The 22,536-nt window shown below is 73.2% G+C and carries 19 protein-coding genes; 9 read left to right on the forward strand and 10 right to left on the reverse strand.

The features are described from left to right. Positions 1–109: 109 nt before the first annotated feature. Both ACQZOG_RS04975 and ACQZOG_RS04980 read left to right on the forward strand, forming a co-directional pair. Positions 110–499, forward strand: a complete 390-nt coding sequence (locus ACQZOG_RS04975; RefSeq protein WP_033274688.1) for a hypothetical protein — start codon at positions 110–112, stop codon at positions 497–499. Between the two features lie 106 nt (positions 500–605). After that, positions 606–2,039 carry a S28 family serine protease gene (locus tag ACQZOG_RS04980; RefSeq protein ID WP_359519462.1) on the forward strand — a complete coding sequence of 478 codons (1,434 nt, stop codon included), beginning with the start codon at positions 606–608 and terminating at the stop codon, positions 2,037–2,039. A 13-nt stretch (positions 2,040–2,052) separates the two neighbouring features. Here the strand turns inward: ACQZOG_RS04980 and ACQZOG_RS04985 are convergent, their stop codons facing one another. From ACQZOG_RS04985 to ACQZOG_RS04995, 3 genes are all read right to left on the reverse strand, one after another. Beyond that, positions 2,053–2,679 carry a hypothetical protein gene (locus tag ACQZOG_RS04985; protein ID WP_051747619.1) on the reverse strand — a complete coding sequence of 209 codons (627 nt, stop codon included), beginning with the start codon at positions 2,677–2,679 and terminating at the stop codon, positions 2,053–2,055. 254 nt (positions 2,680–2,933) lie between these two features. Further along, positions 2,934–4,778 carry a glycoside hydrolase family 3 protein gene (locus ACQZOG_RS04990; RefSeq protein ID WP_382001882.1) on the reverse strand — a complete coding sequence of 615 codons (1,845 nt, stop codon included), beginning with the start codon at positions 4,776–4,778 and terminating at the stop codon, positions 2,934–2,936. A 344-nt stretch (positions 4,779–5,122) separates the two neighbouring features. Next, a complete protein-coding gene (locus ACQZOG_RS04995; protein ID WP_037639664.1) occupies positions 5,123–6,040 on the reverse strand; it encodes a LysR family transcriptional regulator in 918 nt (305 codons plus the stop codon). A gap of 106 nt (positions 6,041–6,146) precedes the next feature. On the opposite strand from ACQZOG_RS04995, the gene ACQZOG_RS05000 reads away from it, so the two are divergent. From ACQZOG_RS05000 to ACQZOG_RS05015, 4 genes are all read left to right on the forward strand, one after another. Further along, positions 6,147–7,082 carry an EamA family transporter gene (locus tag ACQZOG_RS05000; protein ID WP_359519465.1) on the forward strand — a complete coding sequence of 312 codons (936 nt, stop codon included), beginning with the start codon at positions 6,147–6,149 and terminating at the stop codon, positions 7,080–7,082. Positions 7,083–7,679: 597 nt separating this feature from the next. After that, a complete protein-coding gene (locus ACQZOG_RS05005) occupies positions 7,680–8,537 on the forward strand; it encodes a CPBP family intramembrane glutamic endopeptidase (protein ID WP_430741312.1) in 858 nt (285 codons plus the stop codon). A gap of 22 nt (positions 8,538–8,559) precedes the next feature. Then, on the forward strand, positions 8,560–9,786 hold the full coding sequence (locus ACQZOG_RS05010; protein WP_430741313.1) for a sensor histidine kinase: 1,227 nt from the start codon (positions 8,560–8,562) through the stop codon (positions 9,784–9,786). A gap of 4 nt (positions 9,787–9,790) precedes the next feature. Beyond that, positions 9,791–10,480 (forward strand): response regulator, encoded by a 690-nt coding sequence (locus ACQZOG_RS05015; RefSeq protein WP_037639656.1) that lies wholly within the window; start codon positions 9,791–9,793, stop codon positions 10,478–10,480. 411 nt (positions 10,481–10,891) lie between these two features. Here the strand turns inward: ACQZOG_RS05015 and ACQZOG_RS05020 are convergent, their stop codons facing one another. Together ACQZOG_RS05020 and ACQZOG_RS05025 are read right to left on the reverse strand one after the other, a co-directional pair. After that, positions 10,892–11,692 (reverse strand): sugar phosphate isomerase/epimerase family protein, encoded by an 801-nt coding sequence (locus ACQZOG_RS05020; RefSeq protein WP_430741314.1) that lies wholly within the window; start codon positions 11,690–11,692, stop codon positions 10,892–10,894. A 225-nt stretch (positions 11,693–11,917) separates the two neighbouring features. Continuing rightward, the gene (locus ACQZOG_RS05025; protein ID WP_203550787.1) at positions 11,918–12,964 is read right to left on the reverse strand and encodes a LacI family DNA-binding transcriptional regulator; all 1,047 of its coding nucleotides are present in this window, start codon (positions 12,962–12,964) and stop codon (positions 11,918–11,920) included. A gap of 291 nt (positions 12,965–13,255) precedes the next feature. Between ACQZOG_RS05025 and ACQZOG_RS05030 the strand changes: the two genes are divergently transcribed. The 3 genes from ACQZOG_RS05030 to ACQZOG_RS05040 are packed head-to-tail and all read left to right on the forward strand — an operon-like array spanning position 13,256 to position 16,391. Then, the gene (locus tag ACQZOG_RS05030; protein ID WP_430741315.1) at positions 13,256–14,407 is read left to right on the forward strand and encodes a Gfo/Idh/MocA family protein; all 1,152 of its coding nucleotides are present in this window, start codon (positions 13,256–13,258) and stop codon (positions 14,405–14,407) included. Beyond that, a complete protein-coding gene (locus ACQZOG_RS05035) occupies positions 14,404–15,561 on the forward strand; it encodes a dihydrodipicolinate synthase family protein (protein ID WP_033274676.1) in 1,158 nt (385 codons plus the stop codon). Before ACQZOG_RS05030 ends, ACQZOG_RS05035 begins: the two co-directional genes overlap by 4 nt. Next, a complete protein-coding gene (locus tag ACQZOG_RS05040) occupies positions 15,558–16,391 on the forward strand; it encodes a sugar phosphate isomerase/epimerase family protein (protein ID WP_430741316.1) in 834 nt (277 codons plus the stop codon). Before ACQZOG_RS05035 ends, ACQZOG_RS05040 begins: the two co-directional genes overlap by 4 nt. A gap of 208 nt (positions 16,392–16,599) precedes the next feature. Here ACQZOG_RS05040 and rbsD read toward each other — a convergent pair whose 3' ends face one another. The 5 genes from rbsD to ACQZOG_RS05065 form a co-directional block, all read right to left on the reverse strand. Beyond that, the gene (rbsD, locus tag ACQZOG_RS05045) at positions 16,600–16,989 is read right to left on the reverse strand and encodes a D-ribose pyranase (protein ID WP_037639647.1); all 390 of its coding nucleotides are present in this window, start codon (positions 16,987–16,989) and stop codon (positions 16,600–16,602) included. Further along, positions 16,986–17,891: a ribokinase gene (locus ACQZOG_RS05050; protein ID WP_430741317.1), complete on the reverse strand. Its 906-nt coding sequence runs from the start codon at positions 17,889–17,891 to the stop codon at positions 16,986–16,988. Before ACQZOG_RS05050 ends, rbsD begins: the two co-directional genes overlap by 4 nt. Positions 17,892–17,964: 73 nt before the next feature. After that, entirely contained in the window at positions 17,965–19,923 is a 1,959-nt protein-coding gene (locus ACQZOG_RS05055; RefSeq protein WP_359670574.1) for an ABC transporter permease/substrate-binding protein, read from the reverse strand. Then, positions 19,913–21,445 carry a sugar ABC transporter ATP-binding protein gene (locus tag ACQZOG_RS05060; protein ID WP_397663463.1) on the reverse strand — a complete coding sequence of 511 codons (1,533 nt, stop codon included), beginning with the start codon at positions 21,443–21,445 and terminating at the stop codon, positions 19,913–19,915. Before ACQZOG_RS05060 ends, ACQZOG_RS05055 begins: the two co-directional genes overlap by 11 nt. Next, entirely contained in the window at positions 21,442–22,482 is a 1,041-nt protein-coding gene (locus tag ACQZOG_RS05065; RefSeq protein ID WP_397663460.1) for a LacI family DNA-binding transcriptional regulator, read from the reverse strand. Before ACQZOG_RS05065 ends, ACQZOG_RS05060 begins: the two co-directional genes overlap by 4 nt. Positions 22,483–22,536 lie beyond the last annotated feature (54 nt).

Raw genomic sequence — 22,536 nt, forward strand, 5'->3', positions numbered from 1 at the left:
GGCCGTCCGTCACCCGCGCACCCCGGCTCGCGCAACCGTGCGACCTACGCCCTGCGTCCGTACACGCGTACGCCGTCGTACGCGGCGAGCGCGCTACGGGAGGACGACTGTGCGCAGTGGAGCGATACACCGGCGGCTCGCGCCGGCCCTTGCGGTGCTGACCGCGGCGGGGCTGCTCGCCCTGGCGGCCCCGGCGCAGGAGGCGGAGGCGGCCGCGCTGTGTCCCGGACGCAAGGTACGGACCCTGCCGTTCTCCACCGGGTCGGTGCACGTCTACAAGCGCGGCGGATACGTCTGCGCCGTCACCGTCGCCAAGAAGCAGGGCGTGAAGCGGAAGATGGCGGTGAGCGTGCGGGCGCGCGGCGGACGGCCCGTGGTCGACGAGGGGCAGTTCGCTTACCACGCGGGCCCGGTGACCGTGCACGCCGGACGTCGCTGCGTCTGGGTCACCGGCCGGGTCGCGGCGGGCTCCGTCAGCTCCGGCTGGATCCTCTGCTGACCCCTCCACTCCGCCGCCGTGCACAGGGTTTTCCCTATGTCCCCTGGTGCGGTGCCGAGTTGGTCGAGTAGCTTCCGGCGCACATCTGTCTCACAGGGGAGTGCGCATGCGCAAGGCGCTCAGATGGCTGCTGGCGCTCACGGTGCTCATAGGCACACTGGGCACGGCCGGGGCGGCCACCGCCGCCGAGCCGGCCGCCACCGGCACCACTGACATCAAGGAGAGGCTGCTCGCGATCCCGGGCATGAGCCTCGTCGAGGAGAAGCCGTACACCGGGTACCGCTTCTTCGTCCTGAACTACACCCAGCCGGTCGACCACCGCAGGCCCGCCAAGGGCACGTTCCAGCAGCGGATCACCGTGCTGCACAAGGACACCGCGCGGCCCACCGTCTTCTACACCGGCGGCTACAGCGTCTCCACGACGCCCCGCCGCGCCGAGCCGACCCAGATCGTGGACGGCAACCAGGTCTCCATGGAGTACCGCTTCTTCACCCCGTCCCGGCCCGAGCCGGCCGACTGGAGCAAGCTGGACATCTGGCAGGCCGCCAGCGACCAGCACCGCATCTTCACCGCGCTGAAGAAGATCTACGGTGAGAACTGGCTCTCCACGGGCGGCTCCAAGGGCGGCATGACCGCCACCTACTACGAGCGCTTCTACCCGCAGGACATGGACGGCGTCGTCGCCTACGTCGCCCCCAACGACGTGGTGAACAAGGAGGACTCGGCCTACGACCGCTTCTTCCGCACCGTCGGCACCAAGGAGTGCCGCGACCGGCTGAACGGCGTGCAGCGCGAGGCGCTGGTGCGCCGCGCCCCGCTGGAGAAGAAGTACGCCGCCTACGCCGCCGAGAACGGCTACACGTTCGACACCATCGGCAGCCTGGACCGCGCCTACGAGGCGGTCGTCCTGGACTACGTCTGGGGCTTCTGGCAGTACAGCACCGTCGCCGACTGCCAGGACATCCCGGCGGACGCCAAGAACGCGACGGACGACGAGATCTGGAACTCCGTCGACACGATCTCCGGCTTCTCGTTCTACACGGACCAGGGCCTGGAGCCGTACACGCCGTACTACTACCAGGCCGGCACCCAGCTGGGCGCGCCGACCATCCACTTCCCGCACATCGAGAAGAAGTACGTCCGCTACGGCTACCAGCCGCCGCGCAACTTCGTGCCGCGCTCCATCGACATGAAGTTCCAGCCGAACGCCATGCGTGACGTCGACACCTGGGTCCGCCACAACGCCCGGCAGATGCTGTTCGTGTACGGCGAGAACGACCCGTGGGGCGCCGAGCCGTTCCGCCTCGGCAAGGGCGCGCGCGACTCGTACGTCCTCACCGCGCCCGGCATGAACCACGGCGCGAACGTGGCCGGCCTGGTCGAGAAGGAGAAGGCGCTGGCCACGGCCCGCATCCTGGAGTGGGCGGGCGTCGCCCCGAACGCCGTCCAGGCGAACCCGGCGGCCGCCAAGCCGCTGGCGAAGTTCGACGCGAAGCTCGACAAGCGGGACGTCGAACCGCGGCACGCGCTGCGTCCGTGAGGCGGGGGCGGGGTCACACCGGGACGGCGCAGCCGACCGGTGAGGGCCCGCCCAGCCGGACGTAGAGGGCCGTGGACGCCGGGCACTCCGACCGGGCGTCCACGGCCTTCGTCACCTTGAACTCCGGTCTCCTGGGCCCGCTTCCGTCGCAGGCCGTCTCCCGCACCTTGCCGCCGGCGAGGGCGTACACGCAGTCGCCGACGACCGTGCGCGGACCGCCCCCGCCGCCCGGGTCGCCCGGGTGCGGCGGCTGGAGGTTCCGCATGCAGGCGTGGCCGCGCGGCACCATCCCGTCGCCGTCCTCGTCGGCGGCGGGCCACCGCTCGCTGATGTGCAGCACGAAGTCGGTGGCGGGCGGGCACGGCGGGCCGTCGCGCGTGGTGCCGTCGTGCCGGGCCACCACCCGGGCCGCCGCGCGCTCGCTCCGGCAGGACACCTCGGTGAAGCTGGTGCGCCCGAAGGAGCTGCACTCGCCGACGTCCAGGAACACCGCCCCGTACCCGGTCGGCCGCACGGGCGACGCCACGGCCGCCGTCCCGCCCGCCGCGTCCGGCGCCGCCTCCCGGCACCCGACGAGCAGCACGAGCCCCGTCAGGGCGCCTGCGGCCCGCGTCCCCCACCCACTCACGCTCACAGTCATCCCCCCGGCAGATCCCCCGGCCCAGTCTGACCGGCCGATCCCGGGACACGCCGGACATGTGGCGTGGTTCGCCCACATGGGGTGGTCCGTCCCGCGCGGGTGACGTACCGGGACCTACGCCCCGGTGAGGAGGCGGGGGGTGTGCGTGCGGGTTGGAGGTGACAACGCCCCCGCCGGCCGCCGTGCGAGGCGCGGCATTCCAGGCGACCCCCGCCCCCACGTCCGGCGTGGGGGCGAGGCGTCGTCGGCCGCTGCTAGTACCTCAGCCCGTGCCCCACCGGGTACAGCACCGCCGTCGGGTCGTCGGCGCGCTGGACCGGGACCGGGAGCGTGCCGCGGGGGCGGACCTTGCCGGCGATCGCGCGGGCCGCCGCGCGCACCTCGACGTCCGTCCAGGAGTACGAGGCGAGGAACGCCTTCACGCCCGGCAGGTGGGCCACGTCGTACGGGTTGCGGATCGCCACCGCGACGACCGGCTTCCCGGTCGCCAGCAACTGCTCGACGAGCGTCTTCTGGCTGCTGGACGCGGTGACGTTGTACGTCCCGACGACCACCGCGTCCGCGTCCCCGGCGGCCGCCACGGCCTTGGCGATCGTGGCCGCGGAGGGCGCCGTGCCGGTGGACAGGGCGGTCGCGGTGAAGCCAAGCTCCGTCAGGGCGTCCGCGAGCACCCCGGTGGGCGGGCCCGTGGTGCCGGACGGGGACGCCGGGTCGGCGCCGACCACCAGCACCTTGGGCGTGCGGCGGCGGGACAGCGGCAGCAGCCCGCCCTCGTTGACCAGCAGGGTCGTGCCGTGCTCGGCGATCCGGTCGGCGGCGGCCAGGTGTGACCGGGTGCCCACGACCCGGTCCACGCCCGCCCGGCTGACGTACGGGTCGTCGAAGAGGCCCAGACGGGCCTTCAGGCGCAGCACGCGAAGAATCGATTCGTCGAGGCGCGCCTCCGTCAGCTCGCCGTCCCGCACCGCCTGGAGCACCGCGTTCCACGCCACGTCCAGGGACGGCGGGTTGAGCAGCTGGTCCACGCCCGCCTTCAGCGCCAGCACCGGCACCCGGTCGTCGCCGTACTTGGTGCGGACGCCCTCCATGCCGAGGGAGTCGGTCACCACGACGCCGTCGTAGCCGAGCTCCTCGCGCAGGATGCCGGTGAGGATCGGGTGGGACAGCGTGGCCGGGTCCTCGGCCGCGTCGAGCGCCGGGACGACGATGTGCGCGGTCATGATCGAGTCGATGCCCGCGGCGACCGCCGCGCGGAACGGCGGCGCGTCCAGCTCCTCCCACTGCTCGCGGGTGTGGTGGATCGTGGGCAGGTCCTCGTGGCTGTCGGTGGTCGTGTCGCCGTGCCCGGGGAAGTGCTTGGCGGTGGCGGCGACACCGGAGGACTCGTAGCCCTTCACCTCCGCCGCGACCAGCTCGGCGACCGCGTCCGGTTCGGAGCCGAAGGAGCGCACACCGATGACCGGGTTGGCCGGGTTGACGTTCACGTCGGCGACGGGGGAGTAGTTCTGACGGATGCCCAGGGCGCGCAGCTCACGGCCCGCGACCCGGCCCAGGTTGCGCGCGTCGGAGCGGGAGCCGCCCGCGCCGACGTTCATCGCGCCCGGCATCAGCGTCGCCGGCGCGCCCACGCGGGCCACGATGCCGTGCTCCTGGTCGGTGGAGATCAGCACGGGCAGACCGCGCGGCAGGCCGAGGGACGCCTTCTGGATGCCGTTGGACAGGTCGGCGATCTGGTGCGGGTCGCGGGTGTTGTGCGCCCAGGCGAAGTAGATGATGCCGCCGACGCGGTACTTGGCGACCAGCTCGGCGGCCGTACGCACCCCGATCTCGGACAGGTTGGCGTCGATGTCCGCCTGGTCCGGGTCGGTGGCGGAGTGGCCGTAGACCCGCATCACGAAGAGCTGGCCGACCTTCTCCTCCAGCGTCATACGGGAGATGAGGGCGCGCAGCTTGCGGTCGTCGGGACGGTGCGCGCCGGTGGCCGCGTGCACCGTGCCGCCGGCCGCCAGGACGGAGGTGACGCCCGCCGTCGCGGCAAGGACGGTACGTCTGGACGGACGGGCGGTGCTTGCCGTGGATCCGGGGCTGCTGTCGGGCACGTGCGCTCCTTTGGGAGGTGATCCGCGGGGACCGGGGATCCGCTGAAGGAAACTGCCAGGAGGCCACGAATATCCGGGAAGTTTCTGCCAGTCAAGGGCATGTGCAGCATCCGGAGGGGGAGGAAGGTGCCGTCGTCGGCGCGGCGGGAGGGGGGCGGCGCCGACGACGGCGGGCTGCCGGCCGGGGCGCGGCGCCGAGGGGGACGGCGGCCGCGGCCGGCGCGGGGTTCCGGCACGGCGTTGCGCACCGGGCCGGACCGGCAGCTCGGCGGTGGGACGTACGAGGGCGGCGACGGGTTCCGCCCTTGCGGAGGGCGTTTTCCGTGTCTCTCGTGCGTCCGGTGTCAGCGGGGCCCGTGCGCCGACACGTCCGGCCAGTGCGCGACCAGGGTGCGGACCGTCTCCGCGATCGCCGGACGCCGCGCCGCGCCCGTGCGCCACAACGCGTACAGCCGCCGTACGGGCATCGGGTCGAGCGGCACCTCGACGACCCCGGCCGGCAGCGGACCGCGCCCCAGCCGGGGGATCAGCGCGATGCCCAGACCGGCCGCGACCAGGGCGACGAGGGTCGGGTTCTCGTCGGCCATGTGCACGATCTCCGGCTCCTGCCCGGCCGCCCGCAGGGTCCGCACCAGCCACTCGTGGCAGACCCGCCCCGGCGGCTGGCAGATCCACCGCTCCCCGGCCAGTTCGTCCCGCCGTACGCCCGTCCGGCCCGCGAACCGGTGGTCCTGCGGCACCAGCAGGTCGCACAGGTCGTCCCCGATCACCGTCTGCTCCACGTTCGCCGGGGCGGGCAGCGGCGCGATGTCCCAGTCGTGCGCCACCACCAGGTCGACGGCTCCCTTGGCGACGAGGTCCACCGACAGATGGGGGTCCACCTCGGTGAGCCGGGTGTCCAGCGCGGGGTGCCGGCGCGCCAGGTCGGCCAGCACCGGCGGCATCAGCCCGCGTGCGGCCGAGGCGAACGCGGCGACGGTCAGCCGTCCGGACGGCACCCCGCGCCGCTCCTCCAGCTCGGTCTCCGCGCGCTCCACGATGGCGATCAGCTCCCGCGCGGCACGCACCAGTTGATGCGCCTCGTCGGTGAGCCGCACGCCGCGGCCCTCGCGCTCCAGCAGCACGGTCCGCGTCTCCCGCTCCAGCTTGGCGATCTGCTGCGACACGGCGGACGAGGTGTAGCCGAGCGCCGTGGCGGCGGCGCCGACGGTGCCGTGCACGGAGACGGCGTGCAGGGCGCGCAGACGCTGGAGGTCGAGCATGACCGCTCCTGTGGTCGGATCGCCGGTGATTGTTCAGCGATGCTTCATCCAACCATGCAGGGATCGTCGCTGGTGCTGAAGTGTCGTCTCCGGTGATGCTCTTCGCATGCGACCTGCACATGTCTTGCTCGCCGTCCTCGTCGCCGCCGTGTGGGGTGTGAACTTCACGGTCATCGAGGTCGGCCTCGGCCACTTCCCGCCGCTGCTCTTCTCCGCGCTGCGGTTCCTCGTCGCGGCTCTGCCCGTGGTGTTCCTCGTCGGCCCGCCGAAGGTCGCCTGGAAGTGGATCGTGGGGGTGGGACTCGCCCTCGGCGTCGCCAAGTTCGGCCTGCTCTTCATCGGCATGGACATCGGCATGCCCGGCGGCCTGTCCTCGCTGGTCCTCCAGGTCCAGGCGGTGTTCACGGCCCTGTTCGCCGTCGCGCTCCTCGGGGAACGTCCCACCCGTGTCCGCGTCGCGGGCATGGCGGTGGCGCTGGCCGGCATCGGGGTGGCGGCGGTCGACGAAGGCGCCTCGGGCCCGCTGACCGGCTTCGCCCTCGTCGTCGCGGCGGCGGCCTGCTGGGGCGTCTCCAACATCCTCACCCGCAAGGCGTCGCCGCCCGACTCCCTCAACTTCATGATCTGGGTCAGCACGGTCCCGGTGCTCCCGCTGCTCGCCCTCTCCCTGCTCCTGGAGGGCTGGTCGGCGGACCTGGCGGCCCTGCGCTCCCTCGACTGGTCGGGCGCGGGCACGGTCCTCTACGTCGCCTGGGGCGCGACGGTCTTCGGCTTCGGCGCTTGGGGCTGGCTCCTCCACCGCCACCCCGCGTCCACGGTGGCCCCGTTCTCCCTCCTGGTCCCGGTCTTCGGCATGACATCGGCGGCCCTGTTCCTGGGCGAGTCCATCACCCCCCTCCGGTGGTGCGCGGCGGCACTGCTGGTGGGCGGGGTGGCACTGACGTCCCTGACCCCCGCGAAGCCCCGGGAGGCGCAACCTCCCAGGGGCGCGGGGAACTGCGCGATCAACCACGAGGAACCCGCACGGACGGATGCCGCGTGACCACCCCCCGGGGGCGCGGGGAACGGCGCGCTCAGCCACGACGAACCGGCACGGACGAACGCCGCGTGACCACCCCCCGGGGGCGCGGGGAACGGCGCGATCGACCACGACGAACCGGCACGGACGAACGCCGCGTGACCACCCCCCGGGGGCGCGGGGAACGGCGCGATCGACCACGACGAACCGGCACGGACGAACGCCGCGTGACCACCCCCCGGGGGCGCGGGGAACGGCGCGCTCAGCCACGACGAACCGGCACGGACGAAAGTCGCGTGACCACCCCCCGGGGGCGCGGGGAACGGCGCGATCGACCACGACGAACCGGCACGGACGAACGCCGCGTGACCACCCCCGGGGGCGCGGGGAACGGCGCGCTCAGCCACGACGAACCGGCACGGACGAAAGTCGCGTGACCCCCAGGGGCGCGGGGAACTGCGCGATCGACCCCCACCCACCCGCACCCGCCCCCCACGTAGGGAACGTCATCCCCCGTAAGAGCTACAGCAGTTGTCCATCCGGGGGTGATCCCCCGCCACCCCCGGATTCCTAGCGTGGTCCCAGGTCGCCGAACGCGCGACCACTCCCGGGGAGGCCACCATGGAAGCGACGAAACAACCCAGCACGCCCGGCCGCGCAGGCCGCATCACCCGCGCCCCGCTCGGCTGGATGCTCATAGGAATGGCCGCCGTAGGCCTGGTCTCCGCCCTCACGGCGACCGGCCCCGGCCCCGTACCGCTCCTCGGCGCGGCCGCCGCGATCGCCGTGTACGCACTGGTCATGCGCCGCGTCGCGCACCGCCCCACCCCGGAGATCGCCCGCCCCGGCGCCGCCCGGGAAACCCTGCGCGGCGCCGCCGTCGGCCTGGGCTTCATCCTCCTCTCCGCCCTCTGCATCACGGCGTTCGGCGGTTACTCGTTCTCCTGGGCCGGCGACGGCGTCGTATCGGTCGTGTGGACCGCGGTCATGGTCCAGGCCGGCGCCGCGGTCACCGAGGAACTGCTGTTCCGCGGCCTCGCCCTGCAAGCTCTCGAGCAGCTGTGGGGCAGCCGGGCCGCCCTCGCCGTCACCTCACTCTTCTTCGGTGTGGCCCACCTCGGCGCCGACGGCGCGACCCTGTGGAGCGGCGTCGCGATCGCCGTGGAGGCGGGCGTCCTGCTCGGAGCCGCGTTCCTGTGGCGGCGTAGCATCTGGTTCGTCGTGGGCCTGCACTTCGCCTGGAACACCACGGAGCAGCTGCTCGGCATCCCGGTCTCCGGACACGCCCCCGACGGCCTGTTCACCGTCGACGTCCACGGCTCGGCCCTCCTGACCGGCGGGGCCTTCGGCCTGGAGGCGTCGCTCGTGCCCGTCCTGGTCAGTGTGGCCCTCGCCGTGCCCATGCTCGTCCTGGCCCGCCGGGCCGGCCGTATCAGGGCCCGCCACGACGCACGCGCCGCCGACACCGGCCGACCGTAGCCGACCGTAGGAGAGAACGGACATGACGTTCCCTCGGGGACCCTGGAGCCACCCACGGCTCCGTGCCGCACTCGACCGCTGGCAGGAGCAGGACGCCGTCCTCAAGGACGGTGTCCTCGCCCTGGCACTCACCGCGCTGGCCTTCGTCCCCACCCTCTCCGGCGTCGGCGCGCAGATCGGCGACCTGCCCGAGCGCCCGCAGGACGCGCTGTCCCTCGCGCTGGTCCTGGCCCAGACCCTCCCGCTCGCGACCCGCCGCAGATGGCCCGCGGCCTGCTTGGTCGCCGTCGCGGCGGCGTTCGCCGCACACCAGGCGCTGGGCTACCCCACGACCTTCGCGAGCATCGGCCTGTACGTGGCCCTGTTCTCCACCGGAGCCCACCAGGTCCGTTTCCGCCGAGGTCTGGCCGTCGCCGCGAGCGCGGGCTATGCCGCACTGGCCGTAATCCTGGACCGCCTCGGCTCACCCAACGACGTACCGGACTACCTGGCGTTCGGCCTGATCCTGGCCGCCGTCAGGCTGGCGGGGAGTTCGATGCGCAGACGGCGTACGGAGGAGGCCGAGCGGCGGAGGCTCGAAGCGGAGGCGGCGTCGGCCGCCGAGCGGGCGCGGATCGCCCGCGAGCTGCACGACGTGGTCACCCACCATGTGACGGCCATGGTGGTCCAGGCCGACGCCGCGCAGTTCCTGCTGACGTCCGCGCCGGACCGCGCCGGTGAGGGCATGGCGGCTGTCAGCGACACCGGCCGCCGGGCGCTGACCGAACTGCGGTACCTGCTGGGCGTCCTGGAGGCGACCGGCGAGGCCGCGTCCGCCGACCTGGAACGCGCGGGCGGCGACCGGGCGCCCGCCCTGGGACGGGTGGGTGACCTCGTCGAGCAGGCGCGCAGGTCGGGCCAGCCGGTCGAGTTCGCCGAGCACGGGGAGCGGCGGCCGCGCGGCGTGGACGTGGAGCTGGCCGCGTACCGGGTGGTGCAGGAGGCCCTCACGAACGCCCTGAAGTACGCGGCGGGCGAACCGACCCGGGTCGTGCTCCGGCACGGCGGGGAGACCCTCGGCATCGAGGTGACCACCGACGGACCGGCCGATGTACCGGCCCCGCGCAAGCCGGATCTGACGGGTGGGCGCGGACTGGCCGGACTGCGTGCACGGGTGCGGCTGCTCGATGGTGAACTGGAGGCCGGTCCCCGGCCCGAGGGCGGGTTCGAGGTCCGCGCGACGATTCCGTCCCAGCCCGTTCAGGAGTGACCCCGTGAGCGATGCGCAGCCACCGATCCGTGTGCTCGTCTGCGACGACCAGGAGCTGGTGCGGACCGGCTACGTCACCATCTTCTCCTCGCAGCCCGACATGGAGGTCGTCGGGGAGGCGGAGAACGGCCACGAGGCCGTCGAGGCCGCGCGGCGGCTGCGGCCCGACGTGGTCGTCATGGACGTACGGATGCCCCTGCTCGACGGCATCCGGGCGACGTGGGAACTGGCCGGCCCGGACGCGGAGGACGCGCCCAAGGTGCTGGTGGTCACGACGTTCAACGTCGACTCCTACGTCTACGACGCGCTGCGCGCCGGGGCGAGCGGCTTCCTCCTCAAGGACTCGCCCCCGGCGGAACTGGTCAACGGCATCCGCACCGTCGCCCGCGGCGAGGCACTCCTGGCGCCTGCCGTCACCCGCCGCCTCATCGGCCACTTCGCCCAGCACGTACGCCCCGTCGACACGGCGAGCCCGGCCCGCCGGAACGTGGTGGACACGCTGACGCCGCGCGAGCTGGAGGTGTTCCGGCATATCGCCGAGGGCCTCTCCAACGCGGAGATAGCCACGGCGCTGACCATCACCCCGGAAACGGTCAAGACGTACGTCTCCCGCATCCTCGCGAAACTCCACCTGCGCGATCGCGTCCAGGCGGTCGTCCTCGCCCACAAACTGGGCCTGGCCCCAGCCCCATAAGGGGCGCGGGGAACGGCGCGCTCAACCCCCACGCACCCGCGCGTGCGGACGGCGCGCAGCCACCCCTCCAGGGGCACGGGGAACGGCGCGATCAACCACGACGAACCGGCGCGTGCGGACGGCGCGCAACCGCCCCTTCAGGGGCGCGGGGAACTGCGCGCTCAGCCCCCACGCACCCGCGCGTGCGGACGGTGCGCAACCACCCCTTCAGGGGCGCGGGGAACTGCGCGCTCAACCCCACGCACCCGCGCGTGCGGACGGCGCCCAACCACCCCTTCAGGGGCGCGGGGAACTGCGCGCTCAACCCCACGCACCCGCGCGTGCGGACGGCGCCCAACCACCCCTCCAGGGGCGCGGGGAACTGCGCGACCAGCCACAACACACCCGCACCCGATCCGCACCCCCCACCCCTCAAGCGGACTCGTTCAACAGCCGAGCCACATGCTCCCGCCCCGCCCCCAACAACCCGGGCAGCGGCTCCGCCGCCGCATACCACCGCGCCTCGTACTCCCAGCACAGCCACCCGTCCCACCCGTTCCGCGACAACACCTCGACGACGTCGGTCAACGGCAGCACCCCCGCCCCCAGCGCGACAGGCGTCGTGTCCTCCGCCGAGGCGATGTCCTTCACCTGCACGTACCCCAGGTGCGGCGACAACGCCGCGAAGCTGTCCACCGGCTGCTCACCGCCGAGCCACGTGTGCATCACGTCCCACAGCGCGCCCACCTGCCGGTGCCCGACCAGCCCCAGCACCCGCATGGCGTCCGCACCGGTGCGGTGGGAGTCGTGCGTCTCCATGAGGATCCGTACGCCCCGGTCCGCCGCGTACTCCGCCGCCGCCCCCAGCCGCCGCGCGGCCGTCGCGTCGGCCTCCTCCGCGCTCTGCTCGTCACCGCCGCCGGGGAACACCCGTACGTACGGCGCGCCGATGTCCCGCGCGAGATCGATCAGCGCGCGGACCTCGGTGAAGACGGGCTCGTCGTCGCCGGGCGCGGCGACGCGGGCGTACCCGGCGACCCCCAGGATGTCGAGCCCGGCCGCCTTGAACGCGGCGGCCACGTCGGCGCGCTGCTCGGCGGTGAGACCCGTGTGCACGGGCTCTTCGGGGTGGGCGCGCAGCTCCACGCCGTGGTAGCCGTGCGCGGTCGCCAGGGCCGTCACCTCGGAGAGGGGGAGGCCGGGGACACCGAGGGTGGAGAACGCCAGTTTCATGGATACGGGACTACCCCCGAGGCGCGGGGACGACTCCTCCGCGTCACTCCGGTGCCGCAGGCGTCTTCGGCGGTTCGCCGGGGCGCGGGCCGGTGGGGGCTGGTCGCGCAGTTCCCCGCGCCCCTGCAACAGTGGTTGCGCCCCGTGCGCACGTGCGGGCCGGTGGGGGTTGAGCGCGCAGTTCCCCGCGCCCCTTGGGGCGTCACCCCCAGCCCCTCGAAACAGTCAGCCGCGCGGCCCCGCCGTGGACCCCCTCACCATCAACTCCCCCCGCACCGAAGCGATCCCCCCGGGCGGAGCCTCCTCGCGTCCCATCGCGATCCGCCCCGCCCGCGCCCCCGCCTCCGCGAGAGGGAGCCTGACCGTGGTCAGTGCCGGCACCGCGTCGATGCTGAACGGCAGGTCGTCGAAGCCGGCCACCGACACGTCGTCCGGGATGCGCCGGCCCGACTCCCGCAGCGCCGCGCACGCGCCCAGCGCGACGGAGTCGTTCGCCGCGACGACGGCCGTCAACGACGGGTCACGGCGCAGGAGTTCCAGCGTGGCCTCGTAGCCCGACCGCCGGTCGTACCGTCCGTGGACGGTCCAGCGCGGGTCCTCCTCGATGCCGTGCGCGGCCAGCGCGTCCCGGTGGCCCTCCAGGCGGTGCCGGGTCGTGGTGCGCTCCTCCGGGCCCGCGATGTACCCCAGCCGCCGGTGCCCGAGCCGGATCAGGTGCTCGGTGAGTTCCTGCCCGCCGCCCCGGTTGTCGAAGGTGAGGGCGATCGCCCCGGTCTCCGGCGCCTGCGGCCGCCCGCACAGCACCACCCGCGTCCCGGCGTCCGCCAGCTTCCTCAGCTTGGCGTCCATCGCCGCCTTGTGCTGCGCGTCCTCGATCGCCCCGCCGGTCAGCACCACCGCCGCGGCGCGCTGCCGTTGCAGCAGCGTGAGGTAGGTCAGTTCGCGTTCGGGGGAGCCCCCGGTGTTGCACACCACCGCGAGTCTCTCGCCGCCCGCCCGCCCGCCCGGCCCCCCGATCTCCGACTGGATGGCGCTCGCCATGATCCCGAAGAACGGGTCGGCGATGTCGTTGACGAGGATGCCGACGAGGTCGGAGGTGGCGGCGGCGAGGGCGCTGGCGGGGCCGTTGAGGACGTAGTCGAGCTCGTCGACGGCCTTGAGCACCCGCTCGCGGGTGGACGCGGCCACCGGATAGTTCCCGTTCAGCACGCGCGACACCGTCGCGGGGGAGACCTGCGCGCGCGCCGCCACGTCCGCCAGGGTCACCGTCATGTCTCGTCCTCCGCCTCGCCGCCGTGCCGTCCGCCCCGTGTCGTACGCCGTCGTACACACCCACGCCCACACCGGTGGTTCCGACCAGACCTTACGGCCAATCCGTGCCGTTGTTCGCCCCCTCGAACAAGCCGGGGCCGGCGGCGGTCTTGTCCGCACGTCGTCCAGGGGCTAGCTTCGGACACGTAGAAAGCGCTTGCTGTCACGTTCACCAGTCCCGCCGCCCCTCCAGGGGCGCGTGGGGCGGGTGCGGCGTACGCGGCGCGCGGAACCGCGTACGAAGGGAACGACGTGACACGCAAGACGGTGCGCATCGCCATGAACGGTGTGACCGGACGCATGGGCTACCGCCAGCACCTCGTCCGCTCCATCCTGGCCCTGCGCGAGCAGGGCGGCCTCGACCTCGGCGACGGCACCGTGCTGTGGCCCGAGCCGGTGCTGATCGGCCGCCGCGAGTACGCCCTGAGGGCGCTCGCCGAGCGCCACGGCCTGGAGCACCTCTCCACCGACCTGGACGCGGTCCTCGCCGACGACACCGTCGACGTCTACTTCGACGCCCAGGTGACCTCCGCCCGCGAGGAGGCGATCAGGAAGGCGATCGCCGCCGGCAAGCACGTCTACACCGAGAAGCCCACCGCCACCGGTCTCGACGGCGCCCTGGAACTGGCCCGCCTGGCGAACGCGGCCGGCGTCCGGCACGGCGTCGTCCAGGACAAGCTGTTCCTCCCCGGCCTGCTCAAGCTGAAGCGTCTCGTCGACGGCGGCTTCTTCGGCCGGATCCTGTCCGTGCGGGGCGAGTTCGGGTACTGGGTCTTCGAGGGCGACTGGCAGGAGGCGCAGCGCCCGTCGTGGAACTACCGCGCGGAGGACGGCGGCGGCATCGTCGTCGACATGTTCCCGCACTGGGAGTACGTGCTCCACGAGCTGTTCGGCAGGGTGACGTCCGTGCAGGCCCTCACCGCCACCCACGTCCCGCAGCGCTGGGACGAGAACGGCAAGCCCTACGACGCCACCGCGGACGACGCCGCCTACGGCGTCTTCGAGCTGGAGGGCGGCGCGATCGCCCAGATCAACTCCTCCTGGGCGGTCCGCGTCCACCGCGACGAACTCGTCGAGTTCCAGGTCGACGGCACCGAGGGATCCGCCGTCGCCGGCCTGCGCGGCTGCCGCGTCCAGCACCGCTCCGCCACCCCCAAGCCGGTCTGGAACCCGGACATCCCCGCCACCGAGGTGTTCCGCGACCAGTGGCAGGAGGTGCCGGACAACGGCGAGTTCGACAACGGCTTCAAGGCCCAGTGGGAGCTGTTCCTCAAGCACGTCTACGCCGACGCCCCCTACCACTGGGACCTGCTGGCCGGCGCCCGAGGCGTCCAGCTCGCCGAGCTGGGCCTGAAGTCCTCCGCCGAGGGCCGCCGTCTCGACGTACCGGAGATCGCCCTGTGACCCTCCACCTGCCCGACGCGCACGGCACCCTGCGCGCCTACGAGCCCCGCACCGAGCCCCTCGCCCCCACCCCCGGGGCCCCCTTCACCTCCCGTACGGTCTTCTCCGCCGCCCACGTCGTCGCCGACCCGTACGCGGACACCACCCCCGACTCGCCCGCCGCCGTCGACTGGGACGCCACCCTCGCCTTCCGCCGCCACCTGTGGGCGCACGGGCTGGGGGTCGCCGAGGCGATGGACACCGCGCAGCGCGGCATGGGCCTGGACTGGGCGGGCGCGGCCGAGCTGATCCGCCGCTCCGCCGCCGAGGCGAAGGCGGCCGGCGGCCGTATCGCCTGCGGTGTCGGCACCGACCAGCTCACGGGCGGTCCGGCGACCCTCGCCGAGGTCCGCGCGGCCTACGAGGAACAGCTCGCGGTCGTCGAGGAGTCGGGCGCGCAGGCCATCCTCATGGCGTCCCGCGCCCTCGCCGCCACCGCGCGGGGCCCCGAGGACTACCTGGAGGTCTACGGCCACCTCCTCCGCCAGGCCGCGGAACCGGTGATCCTCCACTGGCTGGGCCCCATGTTCGACCCGGCGCTGGAGGGCTACTGGGGCGCGTCCGACCTGGACGCGGCGACGGACACCTTCCTCGACGTGATCGCCGCCCACCCCGACAAGGTCGACGGCATCAAGGTCTCCCTCCTCGACGCCCGGCGCGAGGTCGACCTGCGCCGCCGCCTGCCGAAGGGCGTCCGCTGCTACACCGGCGACGACTTCCACTACCCCGAGCTGATCGCGGGCGACGAGCAGGGCTTCAGCCACGCCCTGCTCGGCATCTTCGACCCGCTCGGCCCGCTCGCCGCCGAGGCGGTCCGCGTCCTCGACACCGGCGACACGGACGGCTTCCGCGCCCTCCTCGACCCGACCGTGGAGCTGTCCCGCCACCTCTTCCAGACGCCCACCCGCTTCTACAAGACCGGTGTGGTGTTCCTGGCGTGGCTGGCCGGTCACCAGACCCACTTCACGATGGTCGGCGGCCTCCAGTCCGCCCGCTCCCTGCCCCACCTCGCCCGCGCCTACGAACTCGCCGACCGCCTCGGCCTGTTCCCCGACCCGAAGCTGGCCGAGGACCGGATGAGGACCCTGCTGCACCTGTACGGAGTGACCCCGTGAGCGACCTGACCCGCTTCAGCATCAACCAGATGACCGTCAAGCAGCTCACGCTCCCCGAACTGGTCGCCGCCTGCCGCGACCTGGGCGTCCCGGCCGTCGGCCTGTGGCGCGCCCCGGTCCAGGAGTACGGCGTGGAGGCGGCAGCCAAGCTCGTACGGGACGCGGGCCTGGCGGTGACGACGCTGTGCCGGGGCGGTTTCCTCACGGCGGTCGACCCGGAGGAGCGGGCGGCGGCCCTCGCCGACAACCGCCGCGCTGTCGACGAGGCGGCCGCCCTCGGCACGGACACCCTGGTCCTCGTCTCCGGCGGCCTTCCGCCCGGCACGAAGGACCTGCGGGCCGCCCGCGAACGCATCGCGGACGCCCTGACGGAACTCGCCCCCTACGCCGAGGACCACGGGGTGAAGCTGGCGATCGAACCGCTGCACCCCATGTTCGCCTCCGACCGCTGCGTCGTCTCCACGCTCACCCAGGCCCTCGACCTCGCCGAACGCTTCCCGGCCCACCAGGTCGGCGTCACCGTGGACACCTACCACATCTGGTGGGACGACACGGCCCCCGAGGCCATCGCCCGCGCCGGCGCCCAGCACCGCATCCACACCTTCCAGCTCGCCGACTGGATCACCCCGCTCCCCGAGGGCGTCCTCAACGGCCGCGGCCAGATCGGCGACGGCGCGATCGACATGCGCGAATGGCAGGGGCACGTGGAGGCGGCCGGCTACACGGGCTCCATCGAGGTGGAGCTCTTCAACGAGGAGCTGTGGGCGAGGGACGGCCGCGAACTCCTGGCCGAGACCGCGCGGCGGTGGGCGGAGAACGTGGAGGTGTGAGCGGGACCCGAGCCGCCGCCGGAGGGCCTTTCGGCCGTCCGCAAAAAAATTCCGGCGACCGTACAACCCTCTCCCCACCCCGCCTGTCTACGTAGCGTCAGGACTTCCGGGTGGGGACCCGGGGGGGACTTCAGGGAGGTCCTGGCGGGGGAGGGAAGCGAGGGGCCCGGTCGACGGACCGGGCCCCTCGAAGTTCGTCCGGACGGAGTCAGAAGAAGACCCCGCACCGCAGCAGCACGTTCGCGTACGGGCTGGCCTCGCCCGTGCGCACCACGAGCCGTGCGCCGGACGTGAGCTGCTTCAGCCGCTCGTGCGGGACGTACGCCAGGTCCGGGAAGTGGCCGGTCAGCAGCGACGCCGCCGCCGGGTTGGCGTCCCGCACCTCCTCCGCCGCCGTGGCGCCCTCGACGGCCAGCTCGCCCAGCAGGCCCTCCAGCACCTCCGCGAACGACGGCACCCCGGCCCGGAAGGCCAGGTCCACCACGCGCGGCCCGTCCGGTATCGGCATGCCCGCGTCGCACACCAGCACCCCGTCGGTGTGGCCCAGTTCGGCGAGGGCGCCGGACAGGTGCCGGTTGAGGATCCCGTGCTTCTTCACAGCTCCGCGACCTCCGCCGCCGTCGGGAACGACACCTGCGCGCCCTCCTTGGTGACCGTCGCCGCGCCCACCCGGGCCGCGTAGGCGGCGGCCTCGGCGAGCGGTTCGCCCGTGCCGAGCCGCCATGCCAGCGCCGCGGTGAACGCGTCCCCGGCGCCCGTGGTGTCCACGGCCTCCACCTTCACCGACGGCACCCGCGTCACCCCGGCCGAGGACGCCACGAGCGCGCCCTCCCCGCCCAGGGTGACGACCACCGAACGCGGGCCCTTCGCCAGCAGCAGCCGCGCCCAGTCCTCGGGTTCGTCGCTCACCCCGGCGCTGTCGCCGAGGATCACCTTCGCCTCGTGCTCGTTGACGATCAGCGGGTCGCAGGCCGCCAGCACCTCCGACGGCAGGGGGCGCGGAGGCGACGGGTTGAGCACGAAGCGGCTGTCCGGAGCCAGGCTCCGCACGACCTCCCGCACCGTCTCCAGCGGGATCTCCAGCTGCGTCGACACCACCCGCGAGGCGTGGAAGAGGGTCGCCGCGGCCCGTACGTCCGACGGGGTCAGCCGGCCGTTCGCCCCCGGCGAGACGACGATGCTGTTGTCGCCCGACGGGTCCACCGTGATCAGCGCGACGCCGGTCGGCGCCCCGCCCACCAGCACGCCCACCGTGTCCGCCCCGGCCTCGCGCAGCGAGTCCAGCAGCAGCCGGCCGTGCTCGTCGTCCCCGACGCGCGCCAGCAGGGCGGTGCGCGCGCCGAGCCGGGCGGCGGCCACCGCCTGGTTCGCGCCCTTGCCGCCCGGGTGCACGGCCAGGTCGGAGCCGAGCACCGTCTCCCCGGCGCCCGGCCGGCGCTCCACCCCGATCACCAGGTCGGCGTTGGCCGATCCGACGACCAGGAGGTCGTAGTCGTACATGAATCGCTCCCCGATCCGCTGAGGAGGGCGGGCGGCCTCGTGACCGCCCGCCCGTGTGCCCCTGTGCCCGGTGTCAGCCTTCGAAGCCGGCCACGTTCTCCTTCGTGACCACCTTCACCGGGACCTTCACCATCTTCTCCACCTTTTCGCCGTCGGCGGCCCGCAACGCGTTCCGCACGGCGATCCGGCCGAGTTCGCTCGGCTGCTGGGCGACGGAGGCGTACAGCGTGCCCGCCTCGACCGCCTTCAGCCCGTCCGGCGTCCCGTCGAAGCCGACCACCTGCACCGACTTCCCGGCCTTGGAGCCGAGCGCCTTGATCGCCCCGAGCGCCATCTCGTCGTTCTCGGCGAAGACGCCGTTGAGGTCGGGGTGCGCCTGGAGCAGGTTCGTCATCACGTCCAGGCCCTTGGTGCGGTCGAAGTCCGCGGGCTGCTTGGCGACGACCTTGATGCCCGGGTAGTCCTTCAGGCCCTCGGCGAAGCCCGCCCCGCGCTCACGGCTCGCGGAGGTACCCGCCTGGCCCTGGAGGATCACGATGGTGCCCTTGCCGCCGAGCTTCTCGGCGAGCGCCTTGGCGCCGAGCGCGCCGCCCTCGACGTTGTCGGAGGCCACCAGCGCGGAGGTGTCCGCCTTGTTCACGCCGCGGTCCACGGCGACCACCGGGATGTCCGCCTTGTTCGCGCCGCGCACCGAGGGGCCGGCCGCGTCGGAGTCCACCGGGTTGACGACGACCGCGTCCAGCGAGCCGCTGGTGAAGTTCTGCAGCTGGTTGGCCTGCTGGGAGGCGTCGTTCTGCGCGTCGGTGACGGTCAGGTCGACGCCCAGCTTCTTCGCCTCCTCCTCGGCGCCGTCCCGGATCTGCACGAAGAACGGGTTGTTGAGCGTCGACAGGGACAGGCCGATCTTCGGCTTGGCCGTCGCGGACGAGCCGCCGTGCAGCAGCGAGGTGGCGCCGACGACCGCGACGGCGACGACGGCCGCGATCACGTACGTCAGTGCCTGCTTGCCCTTGTTCCCGCCGCCGGACGCGCCGGCCGCCGGAGCGCCCGCGCCCGCCTTGCGGCGCACCGTGTCGAACAGCACCGCCAGCGCGATGACCACGCCGATGACGACCTGCTGCCAGAACGCGGACACCGACAGCAGGTTGAGGCCGTTGCGCAGCACCGCGAGGATCAGCGCGCCGATCAGGGTGCCGGACGCCTTGCCGGTGCCGCCCGCGAGGGAGGCGCCGCCGATGACGACCGCGGCGATCGCGTCCAGCTCGTAGCCCTGCGCGGCCTGCGGCTGCGCGGACGCCAGCCGGGAGGCGAGCACGATGCCCGCGGCGGCGGCGAACAGCCCGGAGAAGGCGTAGATGGCGAGCTTCTGCTTCTTCACCCGCAGGCCGGACAGGCGCGCGGCCTCCTCGTTGCCGCCGATCGCGTACATGGACCGGCCGATGTACGTGCGGCCCAGGACGAACGCGGTCAGCAGCCCCATGACGACCATGACGAGCACCGGCACCGGCAGCCAGCCGCCGAGCGTGTCGCCGAGGTGGGAGACGGAGTCGGGGAAGACGATGGGGGAGCCCTGCGAGATCACCAGCGACAGGCCGCGCGCCACCGACAGCATCGCCAGGGTGGCGATGAACGGCGGGAGTTTGCCGTACGAGACGAGGAAGCCGTTGACCAGGCCGCAGACGATGCCGGTCAGCACGGCGAGGACGACCGCGAGGGCCACCGGGATCCCGGCCTCCGTCGCGCTCCACGCCAGTACGGTCGCGGACAGCGCGGCGACCGAGCCGACCGACAGGTCGATGCCCGCCGAGACGATGACGAAGGTGACGCCGAACGCGAGGATCGCGGTCACGGCGGCCTGGACGCCGACGTTGAGCAGGTTGTCGGCGGTGAGGAAGTCCCCGGACAGCGCCGACATGGCGATCACGAGGACGATCAGCGCGGTCAGCGCGCCGTTGTCGAGGAGCAGCCGGCGCAGGCCGCCGGTGGCGCCGCCCTGCGCGCCCGGCTTGCTCTTGAGCGTGTCAGTGGCCACCGGGGGCCTCCGTTCCGTTGCTGGGGGAAGTGGTGCCGACGGCGAGGGCCATCACGGCGTCCTGGGTGGCGTCGGCGGCGTCGAGTTCGCCCGCCAGCCGGCCCTGCGCCATGACCAGGACCCGGTCGCTCATGCCGAGCACCTCGGGCAGGTCGCTGGAGATCATGAGCACCGCGGCGCCGGCCGCCGTCAGCTCGTTGATCAGCTGGTAGATCTCGACCTTCGCGCCGACGTCGATGCCGCGCGTCGGCTCGTCGAGGACGAGCACCTTGGTGTTCGCCAGCAGCCACTTGCCGATGACGACCTTCTGCTGGTTGCCGCCGGACAGGGTGCGGACGTGCTGGCCGAGACCGGCCATCCGCACGCCGAGCTGCCCGGCGATGCGGGCGGCGGCCTCGCGCTGTCCCTTGAGGTCGACGAGCCCCGCGCGGGAGGAGGAGCGGAGGGTGACGAGACCGAGGTTCTCCTCGACGGAGGCGTCGAGGACGAGCCCCTGCCCCTTGCGGTCCTCGGGCACGAGCCCGATCCCGGCCTCCATGGCGGCGTTCACGTCGTGGCGGCGCAGCGGGGTCCCCGCGACGTGCACGGTCCCGGCGTCGTACGGGTCGGCCCCGAACACCGCGCGGGCCACCTCGGTCCGCCCGGCGCCGACCAGCCCCGCGATGCCGACGACCTCACCGGCCCGCACCTCGAAGCTGACGTCGTGGAACACACCGTCCCGCGTCAGCCCTTCGACCTTCAGCAGGGCGTCCCCGGTGTCGGCGCGCTCGCGCGGGTACTGCTGGTCGATGGACCGCCCCACCATGAGCCGTACGAGCTCGTCCTCGGCCGTGGAGGCGGGCACCTGCCCGACGCTGCGGCCGTCCCGGATGACCGTGACCCTGTCTCCCAGGGCGGCGATCTCCTCCAGGTGGTGGGTGATGAAGACGATGCCGACGCCGTCCTCGCGCAGCCGCCGCACGATCGCGAACAGCTTCTCGACCTCCTCGGAGGTCAGCACGGCGGTCGGCTCGTCCATGATGAGCACGCGCGCGTCCAGGCTGAGCGCCTTGGCGATCTCGACCATCTGCAGCCGGGCGATGCCCAGTTCCCGCACCCGCGCCCGGGGCGACACGTCGACCCCGACGCGCTTCAGCAGCACCTCGGCGTCCGCGTCCATCCGCCTGCGGTCGATCATCCCGAACCGGCGCGGCTGGCGCCCCAGGAAGATGTTCTCCGCGACCGTCAGATCGGGGACCAGGTTGAACTCCTGGTAGATGGTGGCGATCCCGAGCTTCTCGGAGTCCTGCGCACCGCTGATGCGCACCTCCTCGCCGCCGACGGTGATCCGGCCGGCGTCGGGCGTGTAGGCGCCGGAGAGCATCTTGATCAGCGTGCTCTTGCCGGCGCCGTTCTCGCCCAGCAGCACGTGCACCTCGCCACGGCGCAGATCGAAGTCCACGCCGTCGAGCGCGACCACGCCGGGGAAGGTCTTGCGGATGCCCTCGATGCGCAGCAACTCGTCAGGACTGCGGCTGCTCACGGCGTACTCCTTCGTACGGGGGAGGGGGAAATCGCGATTCCGGGCTCGCCCTCGCCGCAGGAGCGGCGCACGACGAGCCGGGCCGGGAGGGTGACCGAGGCGCCGGGCCCGCCCTCGATCCGGTCGACCAGGGCGCGCACGGCGGCCCGCCCCAGGTCGCGGACCGGCTGGGCGATCGCGGTGACCGGCGGGTCCGTGTGCACGAACCAGGGGATGTCGTCGAAGGCGGCGAGCCCGATGTCGTCCGGCACGCGCAGCCCGCGGGCGCGGACGGCGTCCAGGGCGCCGAGCGCCATCAGGTTGTCGGCGGCGAAGACGACCTCGGGGGGCTGGGGGAGGTCGAGGAACCCCTCGGTCACCCGGCGCCCGCTCCCGGCCTGGAAGTCGCCCTGCCCGATGTAGACGTCGGGCAGCTCGAGCCCGTAGGCGGCGAGGGCCTCACGGAAGGCATCCACACGCTCCCGGCCGGTCGTGGTGGCGGCGGGCCCGGCGATGATCGCGAGCCGACGGTGCCCGAGCGCGTGCAGATGCGCGACGAGGTCCCGTACGGCGGCCCGCCCGTCCGAGCGGACCACGGGCACGTCGACACCCGGGATCCACCGGTCGACGAACACCATCGGCGTCCCGGCCCGCGCGGCGCCGAGCATGCCGGGCGAGCCGCCGTCGGTCGGGGAGACGAGCAGGCCGTCGATCCGGCGGTCCAGCAGCGTGGTGACGTGGTGGTCCTGGAGGTCGGGCCGCTCGTCGGCGTTGCCGATGATCACGCTGTACCCGAGCGCGCGGGCCTCCTCCTCGACGGAGCGGGCCAGCTCGGTGAAGTAGGGGTTCATCACGTCGCTGATGACCAGACCGAGGGTGCGGGTCTGGTCGGTGCGCAGGGACCGGGCGACGGCGTTCGGCCGGTACCCGAGCCGCTCGACGGCCTCGGTCACCCGACGCCGGGCGTCCTCGCTGACCGACGGATGCCCGTTGAGCACCCGCGACACCGTGGCCACGGACAGCCCCGCCTCGGCGGCGACGTCCTTGATACCCGCCATGCCCGACCCACCTCCTCGTGGAATCGATTACACGGAGGATTGGAAACGATTACA

Source organism: Streptomyces sp. P13-3-3, from assembly GCF_050571355.1.
Lineage (GTDB): Bacteria > Actinomycetota > Actinomycetes > Streptomycetales > Streptomycetaceae > Streptomyces > Streptomyces althioticus.